We start from the raw sequence: 14,786 nt of genomic DNA, 5'->3' as shown, positions 1-14,786 counted from the left end.
ACCATGCACCAGCGCCGGATCGCCGACGCCGAGGTCAGCGCCATCGGCATGGGCGCGATGCCCCTGTCCCTGGCGGGCCGGCCGTCCCGCGACCAGGCCGTCGAGACCGTCCGCGCGGCCCTCGACGCCGGGGTCACGCTGTTCGACACGGCCGACGCCTACTCCGCCGACGAGCACGACTTCGGGCACAACGAGGAGCTGCTCGCCGAGGCCCTGAAGGGGGTGACCGGCGTCCTGGTCGCCACCAAGGGCGGGCACACCCGAACGCCCGGCGGCGACTGGGGACTGAACGGCCGCCCGGAGTACCTCAAGGCCGCGTGCGAGCGGTCGTTGCGGCGGCTCGGGGTGGAGGTGATCGACCTCTACCAGTTCCACCGGCCCGACCCGGCCGTGCCGACCGCCGAGTCCGTCGGCGCGCTCGCCGAGCTGCTCGACGAGGGCAAGATCCGGTTCGCGGGCGTGTCCAACTTCGACCCGGCGCAGATCCGCGAGGCCGACGACGTGCTCGGTGGCCGGCTCGCCGCCGTGCAGAACCAGTTCTCGCCCGCGTTCCGGTCCAGCGAGCCGGAGCTGGACCTGTGCCACGAGCTGGGCATCGCGTTCCTGCCGTGGAGCCCGTTGGGCGGGATGAGCGCCGCCGGGCGGCTCGGCGAGCGGTTCGGCGCGTTCGCCGAGGTCGCGGACGCGCACGGGGTCAGCCCGCAGCAGGTGTGCCTGGCGTGGATGCTCGCCAAGTCGCCGGTCGTGGTGCCGATCCCGGGCTCGTCGCGGCCGGCGAGCATCCGCGACTCGGCCGCCGCGGTGCACCTGGTGCTCACCGACGACGAGCTGAAGCGCCTGGACGGGTGACACCCGCCCGGATGCGGAACCGCAGGCGTTGCCCGACGATCTAGGCCAGGCGCACCAACGGTCTACGGCGAACGGGGGGCTCACCGATGAGGTTCCGCACCTGCTTGACACATGCGGGCGCGATCGCCATCACCCTGGCGATCGCGCCCGCCGCGCAAGGCCTGCCGGAGGGTTCCGCCGACCACTACGCGGGCTCGCAGATCGCCAAGCACGAGGGTTGGGGGCGCTCCGGCGACCCCCCGACCGAGGGCAAGGTGCCCGGGATGGACGTCAGCAGCCACCAGGGCGACGTCGACTGGCCGAAGGCGTGGGCGGACGGCGCGCGGTTCGCCTACGTCAAGGCGACCGAGGGCACCGGGTACCGCAACCCGAACTTCGCCCAGCAGTACAACGGTTCCTACGCCGTGGGCATGGTCCGCGGGGCCTACCACTTCGCCCTGCCCGACCGCTCGTCCGGCCGGGAGCAGGCGGACTTCTTCGTGGACAACGGCGGCGGCTGGTCGTCCGACGGCAAGACCCTGCCCGGCGCGCTGGACATGGAGTACAACCCCTACGGGGACACGTGCTTCGGCCTGGACCAGAACGCGATGGGCGCGTGGGTCGAGGACTTCAGCAACCGGGTCCGGGAGCGCACCGGCCGGCACCCGACGATCTACACGTCCACGAGCTGGTGGACCAGGTGCGTCGGCACGTCCCGGTCGTTCGGCGACACCAACCCGTTGTGGGTCGCGCAGTACAACGACACCCTCGGCCCCCTGCCGCACGGGTGGAGCTACGAGACCATCTGGCAGTGGCGGGCGGCCGGGCTGTTCCCGGGCGACCAGAACCTGTTCAACGGCCGCGCGGAGCAGTTGGCCCGCTTCGCGCGGGGCTGAGCCGGACTACTCCGTTTCGTGACCAATTAACACGAAGTCTGGCTATCCGGTTAGAACAGCGGCACACTGCCCAACGAGTCACCCCCTGCACTGGCTCGAAAGGTGTTCGCCATGAGAGCACTCCTGCGCGGCGCCACACTCGCCGCGACCGCGTTCGCCCTGATCACCACCACCCTGACCCCCGCACAGGCCGCCCCCGCCGTCGACGACCACGCCATGGGTTCCCAGATCCGCAAGCACGAGGGCGGTGGCGACCGCCGGATCGTGATCAACACCGACCCCAGCGCCCAGGCGGTGGTGTACGGCATCGACGTGAGCTCCCACCAGGGCAACGTCGACTGGGCGTACTGGTGGGGCCAGGGCAAGCGCTTCGCCTACGTCAAGGCGACCGAGAGCACCACCTACCGCAACCCGTACTTCGCCCAGCAGTACAACGGCTCCTACAACGTCGGCATGATCCGCGGCGCCTACCACTTCGCCCTGCCGGACCGGTCCGGCGGCGCCGCCCAGGCGGACTTCTTCGTCAACAACGGCGGGGGCTGGTCGCGCGACGGCAAGACCCTGCCCGGCGCGTTGGACATGGAGTACAACCCGTACGGCTCCACCTGCTACGGGCTCTCGCAGGCGTCGATGATCGCGTGGGTGCGGTCCTTCTCGGACCGGTACCACTACCGGACCGGGCGGTGGCCGGTCATCTACACCTCGACCAGCTGGTGGAACCAGTGCGCGCCGGGCGACTTCACCACGACCAACCCGTTGTGGGTGGCCCGGTACGCGTCCACGGTGGGCACCCTGCCCTACCGGTGGAGCTACTACACGTTCTGGCAGTACTCGTCGAGCCCGATCGACCAGAACGTCTTCAACGGCGCTTACGACCGTCTCCAGGCGTTGGCCAACGGATGAGCGAAGGGCGCGCGGCGACCACCGGTCACCGCGCGCCCTCCGGCCGTGCTCAGTCGAACAGCGCCGGCAGGGTGCCTTCCCAGGCCTCGCGCACCTCGGCCAGGTCCAGCTCGCCCAGGCCCTGGACCTCCAGCGCCCGCGACTCCGGGTCCACCACGCCGACCTTGCGCCACGGCAACCCGCGCGCGGTGCACATGTCGGTGAAGCGCAGCTCTTCGGTCCGGGGCACCGCCACCAGCACGCGGCCCGCCGACTCGCTGAACAGCTCGGTGAACAGGTCCCCTTCCAGGAACACCCGCGCACCGGTCTCACCGATCAGGCACGTCTCGACCAGGGCCTGCGCCAGGCCGCCCTCGGCCAGGTCGTGCGCCGCCGACAGCATGCCGTCGCGCGAGCCCGCCACCAGGATCTCCGCCAGGAGCTTCTCCCGGGCCAGGTCCACGCGGGGCGGGAGGCCGCCGAGGTGGCCGTGGACGACGTGCGCCCACTCCGAGCCGCCGAACTCCTCGTGCGTCTCGCCGAGCAGGAGCAGCGTCTCGCCGGCCTCCGCGCCGATCCCGGTGGGGGTGCGGCGGCGGACGTCGTCGATCACGCCCAGCACGCCCACGACCGGGGTCGGCAGGATCGCCGTCGCGCCGGTCTGGTTGTAGAAGCTGACGTTGCCGCCGGTGACCGGGATGCCCAGCTCCACGCAGCCGTCCGCCAGGCCCTTCACGGCCTGCTCGAACTGCCACATCACGGCCGGGTCCTCGGGCGAGCCGAAGTTCAGGCAGTTGGTGACCGCCACCGGCGTCGCGCCCGTGGTCGCCACGTTCCGGTACGCCTCGGCCAGGGCCAGCTTCGCGCCCGTGTACGGGTCGAGCTTGGTGTAGCGGCCGTTGCAGTCCGTGGACAGCGCCACGCCCCGGTGGGTCTCCTCGTCGATCCGGATCATGCCCGAGTCGGCCGGCTGCGCGAGGACGGTGCCGCCGCGCACGTACCGGTCGTACTGCTGGGTGACCCACCGGCGCGACGCGAGGTTCGGCGACGCCGCCATGGTCTTGACCAGGTCGAGCAGCTCCTCGCGGGCCGGCTTCGGCAGCCGGTCCGGGGTGTCGGCCTGGAGGGCGTCCTGGTCGGCGGGGCGCTGCACCGGCCGGTTGTAGACCGGGCCCTCGTGGGCGACGGTGCGCGGCGGGACGTCCACCACGACCTCGTCGTGCCACGTGATGACCAGGCGGTCGCCCTCGGTGACCTCGCCGATCTCGGTGGCGATCACGTCCCACTTGGCGCAGACGGCCATGAACGCGTCGACGTCCTCGGGCCGCACGACCGCGCACATGCGTTCCTGCGACTCGCTGGACAGCACCTCGGCGGGCGTCATGCCCGAGGCGCGCAGCGGAACCCGGTCCAGCTGCACGCGCATGCCGCCGTCACCGGCGCTGGCCAGCTCCGACGTCGCGCACGACAGGCCAGCGCCGCCCAGGTCCTGGATGCCGACGACGAGCTTCTGCCGGAACAGCTCCAGCGAGCACTCGATCAGCACCTTCTCGGTGAACGGGTCGCCCACCTGGACGCTCGGCAGCTTCTTGCGCTTGCCGGCGGTGTCGTCGAAGGTCTCCGACGCCAGCACGGACACGCCGCCGATGCCGTCGAGCCCGGTCCGCGCGCCGTACAGGATGATCTTGTTGCCCGCGCCCGAGGCGTGCGCCAGGTGCAGGTCCTCCACTCGCATCGCGCCCACGCACAGCGCGTTGACCAGCGGGTTTCCGGAGTACGACGCGTCGAAGACGACCTCGCCGCCGATGTTGGGCAGACCCAGGCAGTTGCCGTAGCCGCCGACGCCGGCGACGATCCCGGGCAGCACGCGACGGGTGTCCGGGGCGTCGGCGGGGCCGAAGCGCAGCGGGTCCATCACGGCCAGCGGGCGGGCGCCCATCGCGAGGATGTCGCGGACGATGCCGCCCACGCCGGTCGCCGCGCCCTGGTAGGGCTCGACGTACGACGGGTGGTTGTGGCTCTCCACCTTGAACGTGATCGCCCAGCCGTCGCCGATGTCGACGACGCCCGCGTTCTCGCCGATGCCCGCGAGCATCTTGGCGCGCATCTCGTCGGTGGTGGTCTCGCTGAAGTACTTCAGGTGCACCTTGGACGACTTGTAGGAGCAGTGCTCGCTCCACATCACCGAGTACATCGCCAGCTCGGCGTCCGTCGGGCGGCGGCCGAGGATCTCGCGGATGCGGGCGTACTCGTCGTCCTTCAGGCCCAGCTCCTTGTAGGGCTGCTCCTGGTCGGGCGTGGACTCGGCGTTCTTGACCGTGTCGAGGCTCATGCGCTCACCACCGCGTCGAGCAGGGACAGGAACATGCCGAGGCCGTCGTCCGTGGGGCCGGTGAGGGCGTCGATCGCGTGCTCCGGGTGCGGCATGAGGCCCACGACGCGGCCGTTGGCGCTGGTGATGCCGGCGATGCCGTTGCGCGAGCCGTTCGGGTTGTCGCCGACGTAGCGGAACACCACGCGACCCTCGCCCTCCAGCTCCTTGAGGGTCTCGTCGTCGGCCTGGTAGCCGCCCTCGCCGGACTTGAGGGGGACGAGGACCTCGGCGCCCTTCTCGAACCGGGTGGTCCAGGCGGTCTCGTTGTTCTCGACCTTGAGCCACTGGTCGCGGCACACGAAGTGCAGCTTGTGGTTGCGGATCAGCGCGCCGGGCAGCAGGTGCGCCTCGCAGAGGATCTGGAAGCCGTTGCAGATGCCCAGCACGGGCATCCCCTTGTTCGCGGCCTCGACCACTTCCTGCATCACGGGGGCGAACCGGGCGATGGCGCCGCAGCGCAGGTAGTCGCCGTAGGAGAACCCACCGGGGACGATGACCGCGTCCACGCCCTTCAGGTCGTGGTCGGCGTGCCAGAGGCTGACCGCCTCCCCACCCGCGTACCGGACCGCGCGGGCGGCGTCGACGTCGTCCAACGTGCCGGGAAAGGTGATGACCCCGACCTTCATGCGTCGACCCGCCGGACGACCCAGTCCTCGATCACGGGGTTGGCGAGGAACGTCTCGGCGATCTTGGCGAGCGTGGCGTCGTCGACGTCGTCGGCGACCTCCAGCTCGAAGTGCTTGCCCTGGCGGACACTGGTGATTCCGTCGAACCCGAGGCGGGGCAGCGCGTTGGCCACCGCCTGTCCTTGCGGGTCGAGGATTTCGGGCTTCGGCATGACGTCGACGACGACTCGGGCCACGACAGGCTGCTCCCTGGTAGGAGGGCTGGCGGTACTGCCGAAGCCTACCTGACCTGGGTGTTCATCAACTTCACAGGTGGCGGGCGGCACACGTTCACCTGGGTTCACCCGATCGAGAGCAGCGGGTTCGGGGGTGCCGCGTGCTAATCTTGAGGTGCTTCGGCCAATAGGCCGGGGAAGTGAGCGCGGCACCCGTTCGGACGGACGGCCGGCCGCGCTTCGCGCTATCCAGGGCCAGTCCAGTCGGACGACGTCCCCCAACACCGGCTCGATCCGCCGGGCCCAGTCCTGGCCCGCACCGTGGCACCACGCGGCGACGTCGGCGATCCACAACAGCGGCTCGTCCTGACTGGCGACGTGCTCGTAGGTCAGCGGCACGTCCCGACCGGCCTTGCGGAGCACGCGCCCGATGGTCTCGCGGTCGCGGAAGTCCCGACCTTCACGGCTGTCGAGCACCAGGCGCATGGCCCCCACCCCGACGAGGTCCCGAGCCAACCGCGTCCGACACTCCTGCCGCGCCCGCTCCTCACCCAGGCGGCAGCTCGCCGAGTAGAGGCCGACCTCCGCGCCGAGCGCGCACAACGTGGAGACGATCAGCCGCTTGCGGGGCAACGTCTCCTTCTTGAAGTGCAACTCCCGCTGGCCGGGGAAGAGCAGTCCTCGCAGTTGCGAGCGGGTCTGGCGCAGTTGGCGGGGGTGGACGACGGCGGCGGCCAGGTAGTAGGTGTCCTGGCGGCGGGATTCGTCGACGAACGCGTGCACGGTCACGACAACACATCGGCACTCCGCTGTTCGAGCTACAGCACCCGAACGCCTGTTCACACCCGCCGAGCGTTTCACCCGATCGAGAGCCCGGCCGCGGGGGTCGCCGGTGCTAGCCTGGAAGCAGCTCCGGCCCGTACGCCGGAGAAGTGAGCGTGGTCCCCGTCCGGACGGTCGGCGGCCACGCTTCGCGCTTTCTACGGCCCGTCCAGGCGGACGACCGAACCGATGACCGGCGTGATCCGCCGCGCCCAGTCCTCGCCCGCGCCGTGGCACCACGCGGCGATGTCCGCGAGCCACAGCAGCGGTTCGGCGACGCCTGCCGATGTGCTCGTAGGCCACTCCGGTCTCTTGAGGGCGCCACCACGAACAGAATGGCGCGCCTGCGCGCGGGCTTCTCCTTCACCGACTGGCGGCCGAACAGGTGTTCCACCGCCGTCGCGTTCGCTGTGGGCTGATCGGCTGGCGGTGGAGGGTGTAGCGCCGGAGGGTGGGGATCATGCGGATCCTGGTGCTGGGTGGGACGGTGTTCCTCGGGCGGGCGGTGGCGGGGGAGGCTGTTCGGCGGGGGCATGATGTGGTTTGTGCTGCTCGCGGCGAGTCCGGGGTGGTGCCGGACGGGGCTGTGCACGTGCCGGTCGATCGGAACCACGGGCTCGGGGGCCTCACCGGCGAGTGGTTCGACGGGGTCGTGGATGTCGCGCGCAGTGTGAGTTGGGTGCGGGACGCCGTCAGATCGGTGCAGGCTCGGCACTGGACGTTCGTCTCGACCTGCTCCGTCTACGCCGACCACGCGACGCCGGGCAGCACCGAGACCCTCCCGCCCCTCGAAGACGACCCCGACGCGCCGATGACGCCCGAGCGCTACGGCAGCGTGAAGGTCGCCAGCGAGAACGCCGTCAAGGAAGTCCGGGACGCGTTCATCGTCCGCGCCGGGCTGATCACCGGGCCCGGGGACACCAGCGACCGGTTCGGGTACTGGCCCAACCGGCTCTCGCGCGGCGGGCGGGTGGCCGTGCCCGACGTCCCCGACCAGCCCGCGCAGCACGTCGACGTGCGCGACCTCGCCGCCTGGATCGTCGACTCCGCCGAGAACGGCACCACCGGCACCTTCGACGCCATCGGCCCCTCGAACCCGCTCAGCCTCGTCCTCGGCGAGATCGCCGGCGCGACCGCCCCACCCGGCACCGAACTGGTCCGCATCCCCGAGCAGGTCCTCGAACAGCACGGCATCGCGCCGTGGGCGGGCCCGCGCTCGCTGCCGCTCTGGCTGCCGGCCTCGCACCGCGCGCTCATGTTCCGCGACGCCGGACCGGCGCTGGCCGCGGGCCTCAGACCGCGCCCGACCGCCGAGACCGCGCTCGACTCGCTGGAGTACGAACGCGGCCTCGGCCTCGACCGTCAGCGCCGCGCGGGGCTGCCCGCGGACGCGGAGGCCGAGTTGCTCACAGCAGTGGGTTGACCTGGGCCGCGATCAGGTCGATCCGGACGCCCTGGTTCGGGCACCCGCCCCAGTGGTGCAGGCCGATGACCTTGTGCGTCTGCCGCGACAGCACCGGCGAACCCGAGGACCCGCCCTCGGTGTCGCACTTGTAGGCGATGTCGGACTGCGACGAGTCGCCGTTCACCCGCACCGCGGTCACCTTGCAGTACCCGCCGCCGCTCTGGTCGTCGCGCAGGGACAGCTTCTTCAGCTTCCCCGCCGGGTGGCCGACGATGTACATCTCCTCGCCGACCGCCGGCACGCGCGCGTCCAGCTCCAGGTAGCCGAACGAGCTGATGGTGCTGAAGTTGGTGACGCTGAACAGCGTGTAGTCCAGCGCCGCGTTGGTCTTCAGCACCGACGACACCAGCACCTTGGTGACCGTCGCGGACGTCGTCCCGCCGCACGTCGGGCACTGGTAGTTGAACCACACCTCGATGCCGGTGCCGCTGGTGAAGCAGTGGTTGTTGGTCAGCATCCGGTTGTTCGGACCGACCCGCCACGCCGTGCACAGCGACCCGCCGTTGCGCAGCAGCTTCGCGACGGGCCGGGTCTTGCCGAACTCCGTCGGGTTGCTCGACTGGTAGCACGCGACGTCGCGGTAGTCGTTCGTGCCGCAGATGCTCATCGGCGCGAGTTCGGCTTCCCGGGCCAGTTCGGCGTCGGTGAAGCCCCGGGTGATCTTGTCGAGCTTCGCGCGGGACGCGGGGTGCGGCGCGCCGCCGTCCCGGCCCTTGATCGACACGACCGCGCGGTCACCGGTGATCGACATCGCCCAGAACCCGGTGGCGTCCGCGGACGCCGTGCCGGACGCGAGCGGGTCGGCGGTGTACCGGTAGGACTCGGTGCCCGCGGGGTTGGCGACGGTCAGGACGTCGCCCGCCACCAGCCGCAGGGCGCTGAAGTGGGCTTTCAGGTACCACGACCCGGGACGCGAGATCGTGGTCTCGGTGGACCGGCCGCCGACGACGGTCGAGACGACCTCGTCCTGGCCGACCTTCTGGGTCTGCTCGAAGTGCTCCGCGGCCGTGGCGGCGGTTGCGGTTCCCGCCAGCACGGGTACAACGAGCAGGGCGGCAGCGAGGAGGCGCAGGGTGCTCCGCACTGTGTTCACCTCACGTTGTGAGCAGGGACAACTACATCCAGTGATGGTCCTCACATCACCCGTTCGTGTCTCCCCGCCGAACGTCGGTAATTCACGCGGAAGGTTTCAAGGATGCGAATCGTCCACTTCGGACACTCGTGCGTGCTGGTGGACACCGGCGCCGCCCGCCTGCTGTTCGACCCGGGCGCCTGGTCGACCGGGTTCGAGGAGGTCAGGGACCTGGACGCGGTGCTCGTGACGCACCGCCACCCCGACCACCTCGACCGGGACCGCCTCGACGACCTGCTCGCCAACAACCCGAAGGCGGTCTTCTACGCGGCCGACGAACTCGACGGCGCGCAGGCCGCCCGCCCCGGCGAGGCGCTGGACGTCGAGAACGTCTCCGTGCTCGTGGTGGACGCGCCGCACGAGCAGATCCACCCGTCCGTGGAGGTCCCGGCGAACGTCGGCTACCTGGTCGAGCACGGCGCGTTCTACCACCCGGGCGACTCGCTGACCGTGCCCGACGTGCGGGTGGACGTCCTCGCCGTCCCCACCGCCGCGCCGTGGATGAAGCTGTCCGACGCCGCCGACTTCCTCGGCCGGGTCCGCCCGCGGATCGCCGTGCCGATCCACGAGGCGATCGTGGCCCGGACCGAGGTCTACTACCGGGTCCTGTCGAGCACCGCGCCCGAGGGGACGGAGTTCATGGTGCTGCCCAGGGGCGAGTCGGCCGAGCTGTAGGTCCTCGGCACGGCTTCGTGGTGCAGGGCCAGGTCCACGGCGTCCAGCACCGGGTCGCGCAGCCGGTCCAGGTCGGCCGCGTCCACGCCGATGCGCACCAGCGCGCCGCGCCGGGCCGCGCGGCCCACGCCGGCCAGGTAGCTCCAGTGGTCGGTCACCATCCGCACCCGGCCCGGCCGCACGTCACCGGTGCGCAGGTCGCGCACGCCCGCCATGTCCGCGCACACCGCGAACCGGTGCCGGCGCAACGCGACCAGCGTGCCCGGTGACGCGAGCCAGCTCGGCGGCGCGAAGGAGTCCGTGGCCAGGCCGAGCCGGTGCAGCGCGGCCCGCGCCGCGACCAGCCGCAGGCCCGCCTCGTGCGCGGGCAGCGCCGAGAACTCCGCCCGCCGGCGCAGCGACACCGGGCGGCGGCACGGGTCGGCGTCGTGGTCGAACCCGTGCAGGACCAGCGCGTCCGCCCCGCGCACCCGGGCCCGCACCCAGTCCAGCGCCGCGCCCGGCACGGCCTTGCGCGGCGCGAGCAGCAACGACAGCGGCACCCGCCGCCGGTCCAGCTCGTCGGCCAGGTCGGCGCACCGGGCGAGCGTGCTCGGCCCGATGCCGGACAGCGAAACCACGAGGGTGGCGACCATGCCCACCAGTGCGCCGCACCGGCGTGTCGCCCGCCTGACGGCCAGGTGACGTGCCGTGACCGATCGCGCGAACTCCGGTCACGAGGGCCGACGCGCGGGGCCGGCGGCTACGAGATCCAGTCGTCGAACGACAGCCCGGTGATGCGCTCGTAGGCCTCGACGTACCGGGCGCGGGTCGCCGCGACGACCTCGGCCGGCAGCGGCGGGGGCGGGGTGTCCGAGGCGCGGTCCCAGCCGGACTCCGCCGAGGTCAGCCAGTCGCGCACGTACTGCTTGTCGAACGACGGCTGCACGCGGCCGGGCTCGTAGGAGTCCGCCGGCCAGTAGCGGGACGAGTCGGGCGTCAGCACCTCGTCGCCGAGCACCAGCGTGCCGTCGGCGTCCAGCCCGAACTCGAACTTCGTGTCGGCCAGGACCACCCCGCGCGACCGGGCGAACTCCCGCGCCGCCGCGTACACGTCCAGCGTGGCGGTGCGCAGCCGCGTGGCCAGGTCCAGGCCCACCGCCTCCACCACGTGCTCGAACGACACGTTCTCGTCGTGCTCGCCGATCGCGGCCTTGGTCGCGGGCGTGAAGATCGGCTCCGCCAGCTCGGACGCCTCCACCAGCCCCGGCGGCAGCTCGACCCCGCACACCGCGCCGTTCTGCCGGTACTCGACCATGCCCGACCCGGTCAGGTAGCCGCGCGCCACGCACTCGACCTGCACCATGTCCAGCCGCCGGACCAGCAACGCCCGGCCGCGCACCTCCGCCGGGATGCGCGGGTCGTCCCACGCCACCAGGTGGTTGGGCACCAGGTCCGCGAACTTCTCGAACCAGAACACGCTCATCGCGGTGAGCACCCGGCCCTTGTCCGGGATGGGCGTGGTCAGGACGTGGTCGTAGGCCGAGATCCGGTCCGAGGCGACGAGCAGCAACAGCTTGTCGTCCACCTCGTGGATGCTGCGGACCTTGCCGGCCGCGATCTGGCGGTAGTCAGCGAGCTTGGGCACGGCCCGAAGCCTACTTCGTCCCAGGTCATGGGCGGCCCTTCCCACCTGCGGCAAGATTCCTGCCATGCGTGCACCCGCATCGATACTCGCCGTGGCCGCCCTGCTGGCCGCCGCCTGCGCCCCCGCGGACCAGGCCACCCCCACCCCGACCCAGGTCGACGGCGTCGCCTGCACCAAGGACAAGCTGGCGACCCTGACCCCCGGCAAGATCACGTTCGGCACGGACCAGCCGGTCTACCAGCCGTGGTTCGTGGACGACGACCCCACGAACGGCAAGGGCTTCGAATCGGCCGTCGCCTACGCGGTCGCGGAGGAGCTCGGCTACGCCAAGACCGACGTGGTGTGGACGCGGGTGCCGTTCAACGCGGCCATCCAGCCCGGCAAGAAGTCCTACGACGCCGACATCAACGAGTTCTCCATCACCGAGGAGCGCAAGCAGGCGGTCGACTTCTCCGCGCCGTACTACGACGTGGACCAGGTGCTGATCACCCTGAAGTCGTCCAAGGCCGCGTCGGTGAAGACGCTCGCCGAGGTGAAGAAGGTCAAGATCGGCGCGCAGGTCGGCACCACGTCGTTCGAGGCGGCCAAGCGCCTGGCGGCCGAGCAGGACGTGGCCGTCTACAACACCAACGACGACGCCAAGGCCGCCCTGCGAGCGGGGCAGATCGACGCGCTGGTGGTGGACCTGCCCACCGCCTTCTACATCACCTCCGCCGAGCTGGAGGACGGCCAGATCATCGGCCAGGTCCCCGCGGGCGACGGCCGGCCCGAGCAGTTCGGCATCGTGCTGGACAAGGGCAGCCCGCTCACCGGCTGCGTCTCCAACGCCGTCGAGTCCCTGCGCTCGAAGGGCACGCTCGCGAAGCTGGAGCAGGAGTGGCTGTCGTCGGCGGGCAACGCACCCGAGCTGAAGTGACCGTCTCCGAGCTGCAGCGGGAGCGCCTGGCGTACAAGCGCTTCCGCTCGCGGCGGTCCACGGTGGTCGCCCTGCTGTCCACCGTGGCGTTCGCCGCCGTCGCGTACGCCACGATCACCGGCGCGCCGGGCTGGCCGCGGGTCCGCGACTCGTTCTTCGACGTCGACGTGGCGTGGCGCGCGCTGCCCGCCGTGCTCGAAGGGCTGTGGCTGAACCTGCGCGTGCTGCTGGTGTGCGGGGTGCTGATCCTGGTGCTCGGGCTGGGGGTGGCGGCGCTGCGCACGTTGCGCGGACCGGTGTGGTTCCCGGTGCGGGCGCTGGCCACGGCGTACGTGGACCTGTTCCGCGGCATGCCGCTGATCCTCACCCTGTACCTCGTCGGGTTCGGGCTGCCCGCGCTGCGGCTGACCGGCGTGCCCAACGACTACGTGGTGCTGGGCGGCGCGGCCCTGGTGCTGACCTACACGGCCTACGTCGCCGAGGTGTTCCGCGCGGGCATTGAATCGGTCCATCCGTCGCAGGTCGCGGCGGCCCGGTCGCTGGGCCTCGGACCGCGCCGGACGCTGCGGCTGGTGGTGCTGCCGCAGGCGGTCCGACGGGTGCTGCCGGCGTTGTTGAACGACTTCGTGGCGTTGCAGAAGGACTGCGGGCTGATCTCCGTGCTGGGCGCGGTGGACGCGGTGCGGGCGGCGCAGATCGAGCAGGCCAGGACGTTCAACTTCACCCCGTACGTGCTGGCCGGCCTGCTGTTCGTGCTGCTGGCGGTGCCGTCGGCGCGGTTCGCGGACGCGATGGCGCGGCGCGCGGAACGCCGGGAGGGCCGTCGATGACCGCCCCGGTGCTCAGCGTGCGGAACCTGGTCAAGCGCTACGGGCCGCACACCGTCCTCGACGGCGTCGACCTGGACGTGCGCGAGCACGAGGTGGTGGCGTTGATCGGCTCGTCCGGTTCGGGCAAGTCGACGCTGCTGCGGTGCGTGAACCTGCTGGAGGAGCTGGACGACGGCCAGGTGCTGCTGGACGGCGTGGACGTGTCGGACCCGAGGGTGGACGCGGACGTGGCCCGGCGCGCGATGGGCATCGTCTTCCAGGCGTTCAACCTGTTCCCGCACATGACGGTCCTGGACAACATCACCCTCGCGCCGCGCGTGGTGCACCGCGTGGCGCGGGGTGAGGCCGAGCGGACCGCGCTGGAGCTGCTGGAGCGGATGGGCCTGGCCGAGAAGGCCGGCAGCTACCCGGACCGCTTGTCCGGCGGCCAGCAACAACGGGTGGCGATCGCGAGGTCGTTGGCGTACTCGCCCCGGCTGCTGTTGCTGGACGAGATCACCAGCGCCCTGGACCCGGAACTCGTCGGGGAGGTGTTGGCGCTGGTCAGGGAGCTGGCCGGGCAGGGCCGGACCATCCTCATGGCCACCCACGAGATGGGCTTCGCACGCCAGGTCGCCGACCGCGTGTGCTTCCTGGACGGCGGGCGCCTGGTCGAGTCCGGACCACCGGAGCAGGTGCTGGGCGAGCCGGAGCACGAGCGGACGCGGCAGTTCCTGCGGAGGATCATCGAGGCGGGCCGGTTGTAGGGCGGGTTGAGGCCGGTCGAACGGCGGGTGAAGGCGGGGTGAGGTGAGGGTCACTTGGGTATCGGACGGGTGCCCCCTACCCTGCTACCCGTGATGGCACGGAAGGTGGTCTGGGCACCGGTCGCGGTAGGCGTCGGCCTCCTGCTGGGCGCGTGGGGCAAACCCCAGGCCTCACCCACCCCGGTCCCGGTGCCGAGCATCACGCCGTCCCCGACGAGCCACTCGGTCCCGCCCAACGCCTCGATCTCGGTCCGCCCGGCCCCGACCACGAACCCGACGACGGTAGCCGCGACCACCGAACCACCCCCACCCCCGCGGGCCCAGCCGCCGGTCCAGGTCCAGCCACAGCCGACCGAGGTCGAGCCGACCCAGCCGCCGCTGCGCGAGGTGGCCCTGCTGGGCTTCCCGTGCGACACGGAGGGCGAAACGGCGACGGACCCGGCAGGCAGGCCACTGGTCTGCGAAAAGTCCCGCCGAGGCAGGCTCTTCTGGGTCAGGCCCTAACCCACTCACCGCACAATGCCTTCGCCGCGCAGCGGCCAGCCTTTCGCCGCGCTCCGCGCGGCCGGGCTCCCAGCCACAAGGGGCTCCGTGTTCCCCACCGTATGACCTGCCCGAAGGGCTACCACAGATCGGCCCGGGTGCGGCCAAAAAGTTTTGCGAGGAACGAGCAAAAGTTTTTAGCGGCACCCGGGCCGATCTGTGGTTGGCTCCGCCAGGTCATGCGGTGGGGAACACGCAGCCCTTCCCCC

15 protein-coding genes are annotated in these 14,786 nt (G+C 71.4%); 9 read left to right on the top strand and 6 right to left on the bottom strand.

Going from position 1 to position 14,786, the window contains the following annotated elements:
• Positions 1-3: 3 nt before the first annotated feature.
• The 3 genes from AB0A74_RS10905 to AB0A74_RS10895 all read left to right on the top strand — a co-directional run bounded on the left by AB0A74_RS10905 (position 4) and on the right by AB0A74_RS10895 (position 2,627).
• Complete coding sequence (locus AB0A74_RS10905; protein ID WP_358248631.1) at positions 4-849, top strand: aldo/keto reductase; 846 nt, start codon at positions 4-6, stop codon at positions 847-849.
• 128 nt (positions 850-977) lie between these two features.
• The gene (locus AB0A74_RS10900; protein WP_358248671.1) at positions 978-1,724 is read left to right on the top strand and encodes a lysozyme; all 747 of its coding nucleotides are present in this window, start codon (positions 978-980) and stop codon (positions 1,722-1,724) included.
• Positions 1,725-1,835: 111 nt separating this feature from the next.
• Complete coding sequence (locus AB0A74_RS10895) at positions 1,836-2,627, top strand: lysozyme (protein WP_358248630.1); 792 nt, start codon at positions 1,836-1,838, stop codon at positions 2,625-2,627.
• A gap of 49 nt (positions 2,628-2,676) precedes the next feature.
• Here the strand turns inward: AB0A74_RS10895 and purL are convergent, their stop codons facing one another.
• The 3 genes from purL to purS are packed head-to-tail and all read right to left on the bottom strand — an operon-like array spanning position 2,677 to position 5,842.
• Complete coding sequence (purL, locus tag AB0A74_RS10890) at positions 2,677-4,938, bottom strand: phosphoribosylformylglycinamidine synthase subunit PurL (RefSeq protein WP_358248629.1); 2,262 nt, start codon at positions 4,936-4,938, stop codon at positions 2,677-2,679.
• A complete protein-coding gene (gene purQ / locus AB0A74_RS10885; RefSeq protein ID WP_358248628.1) occupies positions 4,935-5,606 on the bottom strand; it encodes a phosphoribosylformylglycinamidine synthase subunit PurQ in 672 nt (223 codons plus the stop codon). The genes purL and purQ overlap by 4 nt, the downstream gene beginning before the upstream one ends.
• Positions 5,603-5,842 carry a phosphoribosylformylglycinamidine synthase subunit PurS gene (purS, locus tag AB0A74_RS10880; protein ID WP_343934029.1) on the bottom strand — a complete coding sequence of 80 codons (240 nt, stop codon included), beginning with the start codon at positions 5,840-5,842 and terminating at the stop codon, positions 5,603-5,605. The genes purQ and purS overlap by 4 nt, the downstream gene beginning before the upstream one ends.
• 1,261 nt (positions 5,843-7,103) lie before the next feature.
• Between purS and AB0A74_RS10875 the strand changes: the two genes are divergently transcribed.
• Positions 7,104-8,066 carry an NAD-dependent epimerase/dehydratase family protein gene (locus tag AB0A74_RS10875; protein ID WP_358248627.1) on the top strand — a complete coding sequence of 321 codons (963 nt, stop codon included), beginning with the start codon at positions 7,104-7,106 and terminating at the stop codon, positions 8,064-8,066.
• On the opposite strand, the gene AB0A74_RS10870 is transcribed toward AB0A74_RS10875, so the two are convergent.
• A complete protein-coding gene (locus AB0A74_RS10870) occupies positions 8,050-9,192 on the bottom strand; it encodes a serine protease (protein WP_358248626.1) in 1,143 nt (380 codons plus the stop codon). The two genes, AB0A74_RS10875 and AB0A74_RS10870, sit on opposite strands and share 17 nt — an antisense overlap.
• 111 nt (positions 9,193-9,303) lie before the next feature.
• Here AB0A74_RS10870 and AB0A74_RS10865 point away from each other — a divergent pair, with 111 nt between their 5' ends.
• Entirely contained in the window at positions 9,304-9,915 is a 612-nt protein-coding gene (locus tag AB0A74_RS10865; protein WP_358248625.1) for an MBL fold metallo-hydrolase, read from the top strand.
• Here AB0A74_RS10865 and AB0A74_RS10860 read toward each other — a convergent pair.
• Both AB0A74_RS10860 and AB0A74_RS10855 read right to left on the bottom strand, forming a co-directional pair.
• Entirely contained in the window at positions 9,837-10,550 is a 714-nt protein-coding gene (locus AB0A74_RS10860; protein ID WP_358248624.1) for a DUF2334 domain-containing protein, read from the bottom strand. The two genes, AB0A74_RS10865 and AB0A74_RS10860, sit on opposite strands and share 79 nt — an antisense overlap.
• A gap of 107 nt (positions 10,551-10,657) precedes the next feature.
• Entirely contained in the window at positions 10,658-11,542 is an 885-nt protein-coding gene (locus AB0A74_RS10855; protein ID WP_358248623.1) for a phosphoribosylaminoimidazolesuccinocarboxamide synthase, read from the bottom strand.
• 64 nt (positions 11,543-11,606) lie between these two features.
• Here AB0A74_RS10855 and AB0A74_RS10850 point away from each other — a divergent pair, with 64 nt between their 5' ends.
• From AB0A74_RS10850 to AB0A74_RS10835, 4 genes are all read left to right on the top strand, one after another.
• On the top strand, positions 11,607-12,458 hold the full coding sequence (locus AB0A74_RS10850) for an ABC transporter substrate-binding protein (RefSeq protein ID WP_358248622.1): 852 nt from the start codon (positions 11,607-11,609) through the stop codon (positions 12,456-12,458).
• Positions 12,455-13,288: an amino acid ABC transporter permease gene (locus AB0A74_RS10845; protein ID WP_358248621.1), complete on the top strand. Its 834-nt coding sequence runs from the start codon at positions 12,455-12,457 to the stop codon at positions 13,286-13,288. Before AB0A74_RS10850 ends, AB0A74_RS10845 begins: the two co-directional genes overlap by 4 nt.
• Positions 13,285-14,034, top strand: a complete 750-nt coding sequence (locus tag AB0A74_RS10840) for an amino acid ABC transporter ATP-binding protein (RefSeq protein ID WP_358248620.1) — start codon at positions 13,285-13,287, stop codon at positions 14,032-14,034. The genes AB0A74_RS10845 and AB0A74_RS10840 overlap by 4 nt, the downstream gene beginning before the upstream one ends.
• 90 nt (positions 14,035-14,124) lie before the next feature.
• Positions 14,125-14,538, top strand: coding sequence for a hypothetical protein (locus AB0A74_RS10835; protein WP_358248619.1), 414 nt, complete (start codon positions 14,125-14,127; stop codon positions 14,536-14,538).
• Positions 14,539-14,786 lie beyond the last annotated feature (248 nt).

It is taken from the genome of Saccharothrix sp. NPDC042600 (assembly GCF_040647305.1).
Classification (GTDB): Bacteria; Actinomycetota; Actinomycetes; order Mycobacteriales; family Pseudonocardiaceae; genus Actinosynnema; species Actinosynnema mutabilis.
Note: the sequence above shows the minus strand (reverse complement) of the source record. Positions and strands in the feature narration are given on the sequence as shown.

Coding starts and splice junctions, on each gene's coding strand:
- AB0A74_RS10905 (WP_358248631.1), top strand. CDS start 4: ATGCACCAGCGCCGGATCGCCGACGCCGAGGTCAGCGCCATCGGCATG.
- AB0A74_RS10895 (WP_358248630.1), top strand. CDS start 1,836: ATGAGAGCACTCCTGCGCGGCGCCACACTCGCCGCGACCGCGTTCGCC.
- purL (WP_358248629.1), bottom strand. CDS start 4,938: ATGAGCCTCGACACGGTCAAGAACGCCGAGTCCACGCCCGACCAGGAG.
- purQ (WP_358248628.1), bottom strand. CDS start 5,606: ATGAAGGTCGGGGTCATCACCTTTCCCGGCACGTTGGACGACGTCGAC.
- AB0A74_RS10875 (WP_358248627.1), top strand. CDS start 7,104: ATGCGGATCCTGGTGCTGGGTGGGACGGTGTTCCTCGGGCGGGCGGTG.
- AB0A74_RS10865 (WP_358248625.1), top strand. CDS start 9,304: ATGCGAATCGTCCACTTCGGACACTCGTGCGTGCTGGTGGACACCGGC.
- AB0A74_RS10860 (WP_358248624.1), bottom strand. CDS start 10,550: ATGGTCGCCACCCTCGTGGTTTCGCTGTCCGGCATCGGGCCGAGCACG.
- AB0A74_RS10850 (WP_358248622.1), top strand. CDS start 11,607: ATGCGTGCACCCGCATCGATACTCGCCGTGGCCGCCCTGCTGGCCGCC.
- AB0A74_RS10840 (WP_358248620.1), top strand. CDS start 13,285: ATGACCGCCCCGGTGCTCAGCGTGCGGAACCTGGTCAAGCGCTACGGG.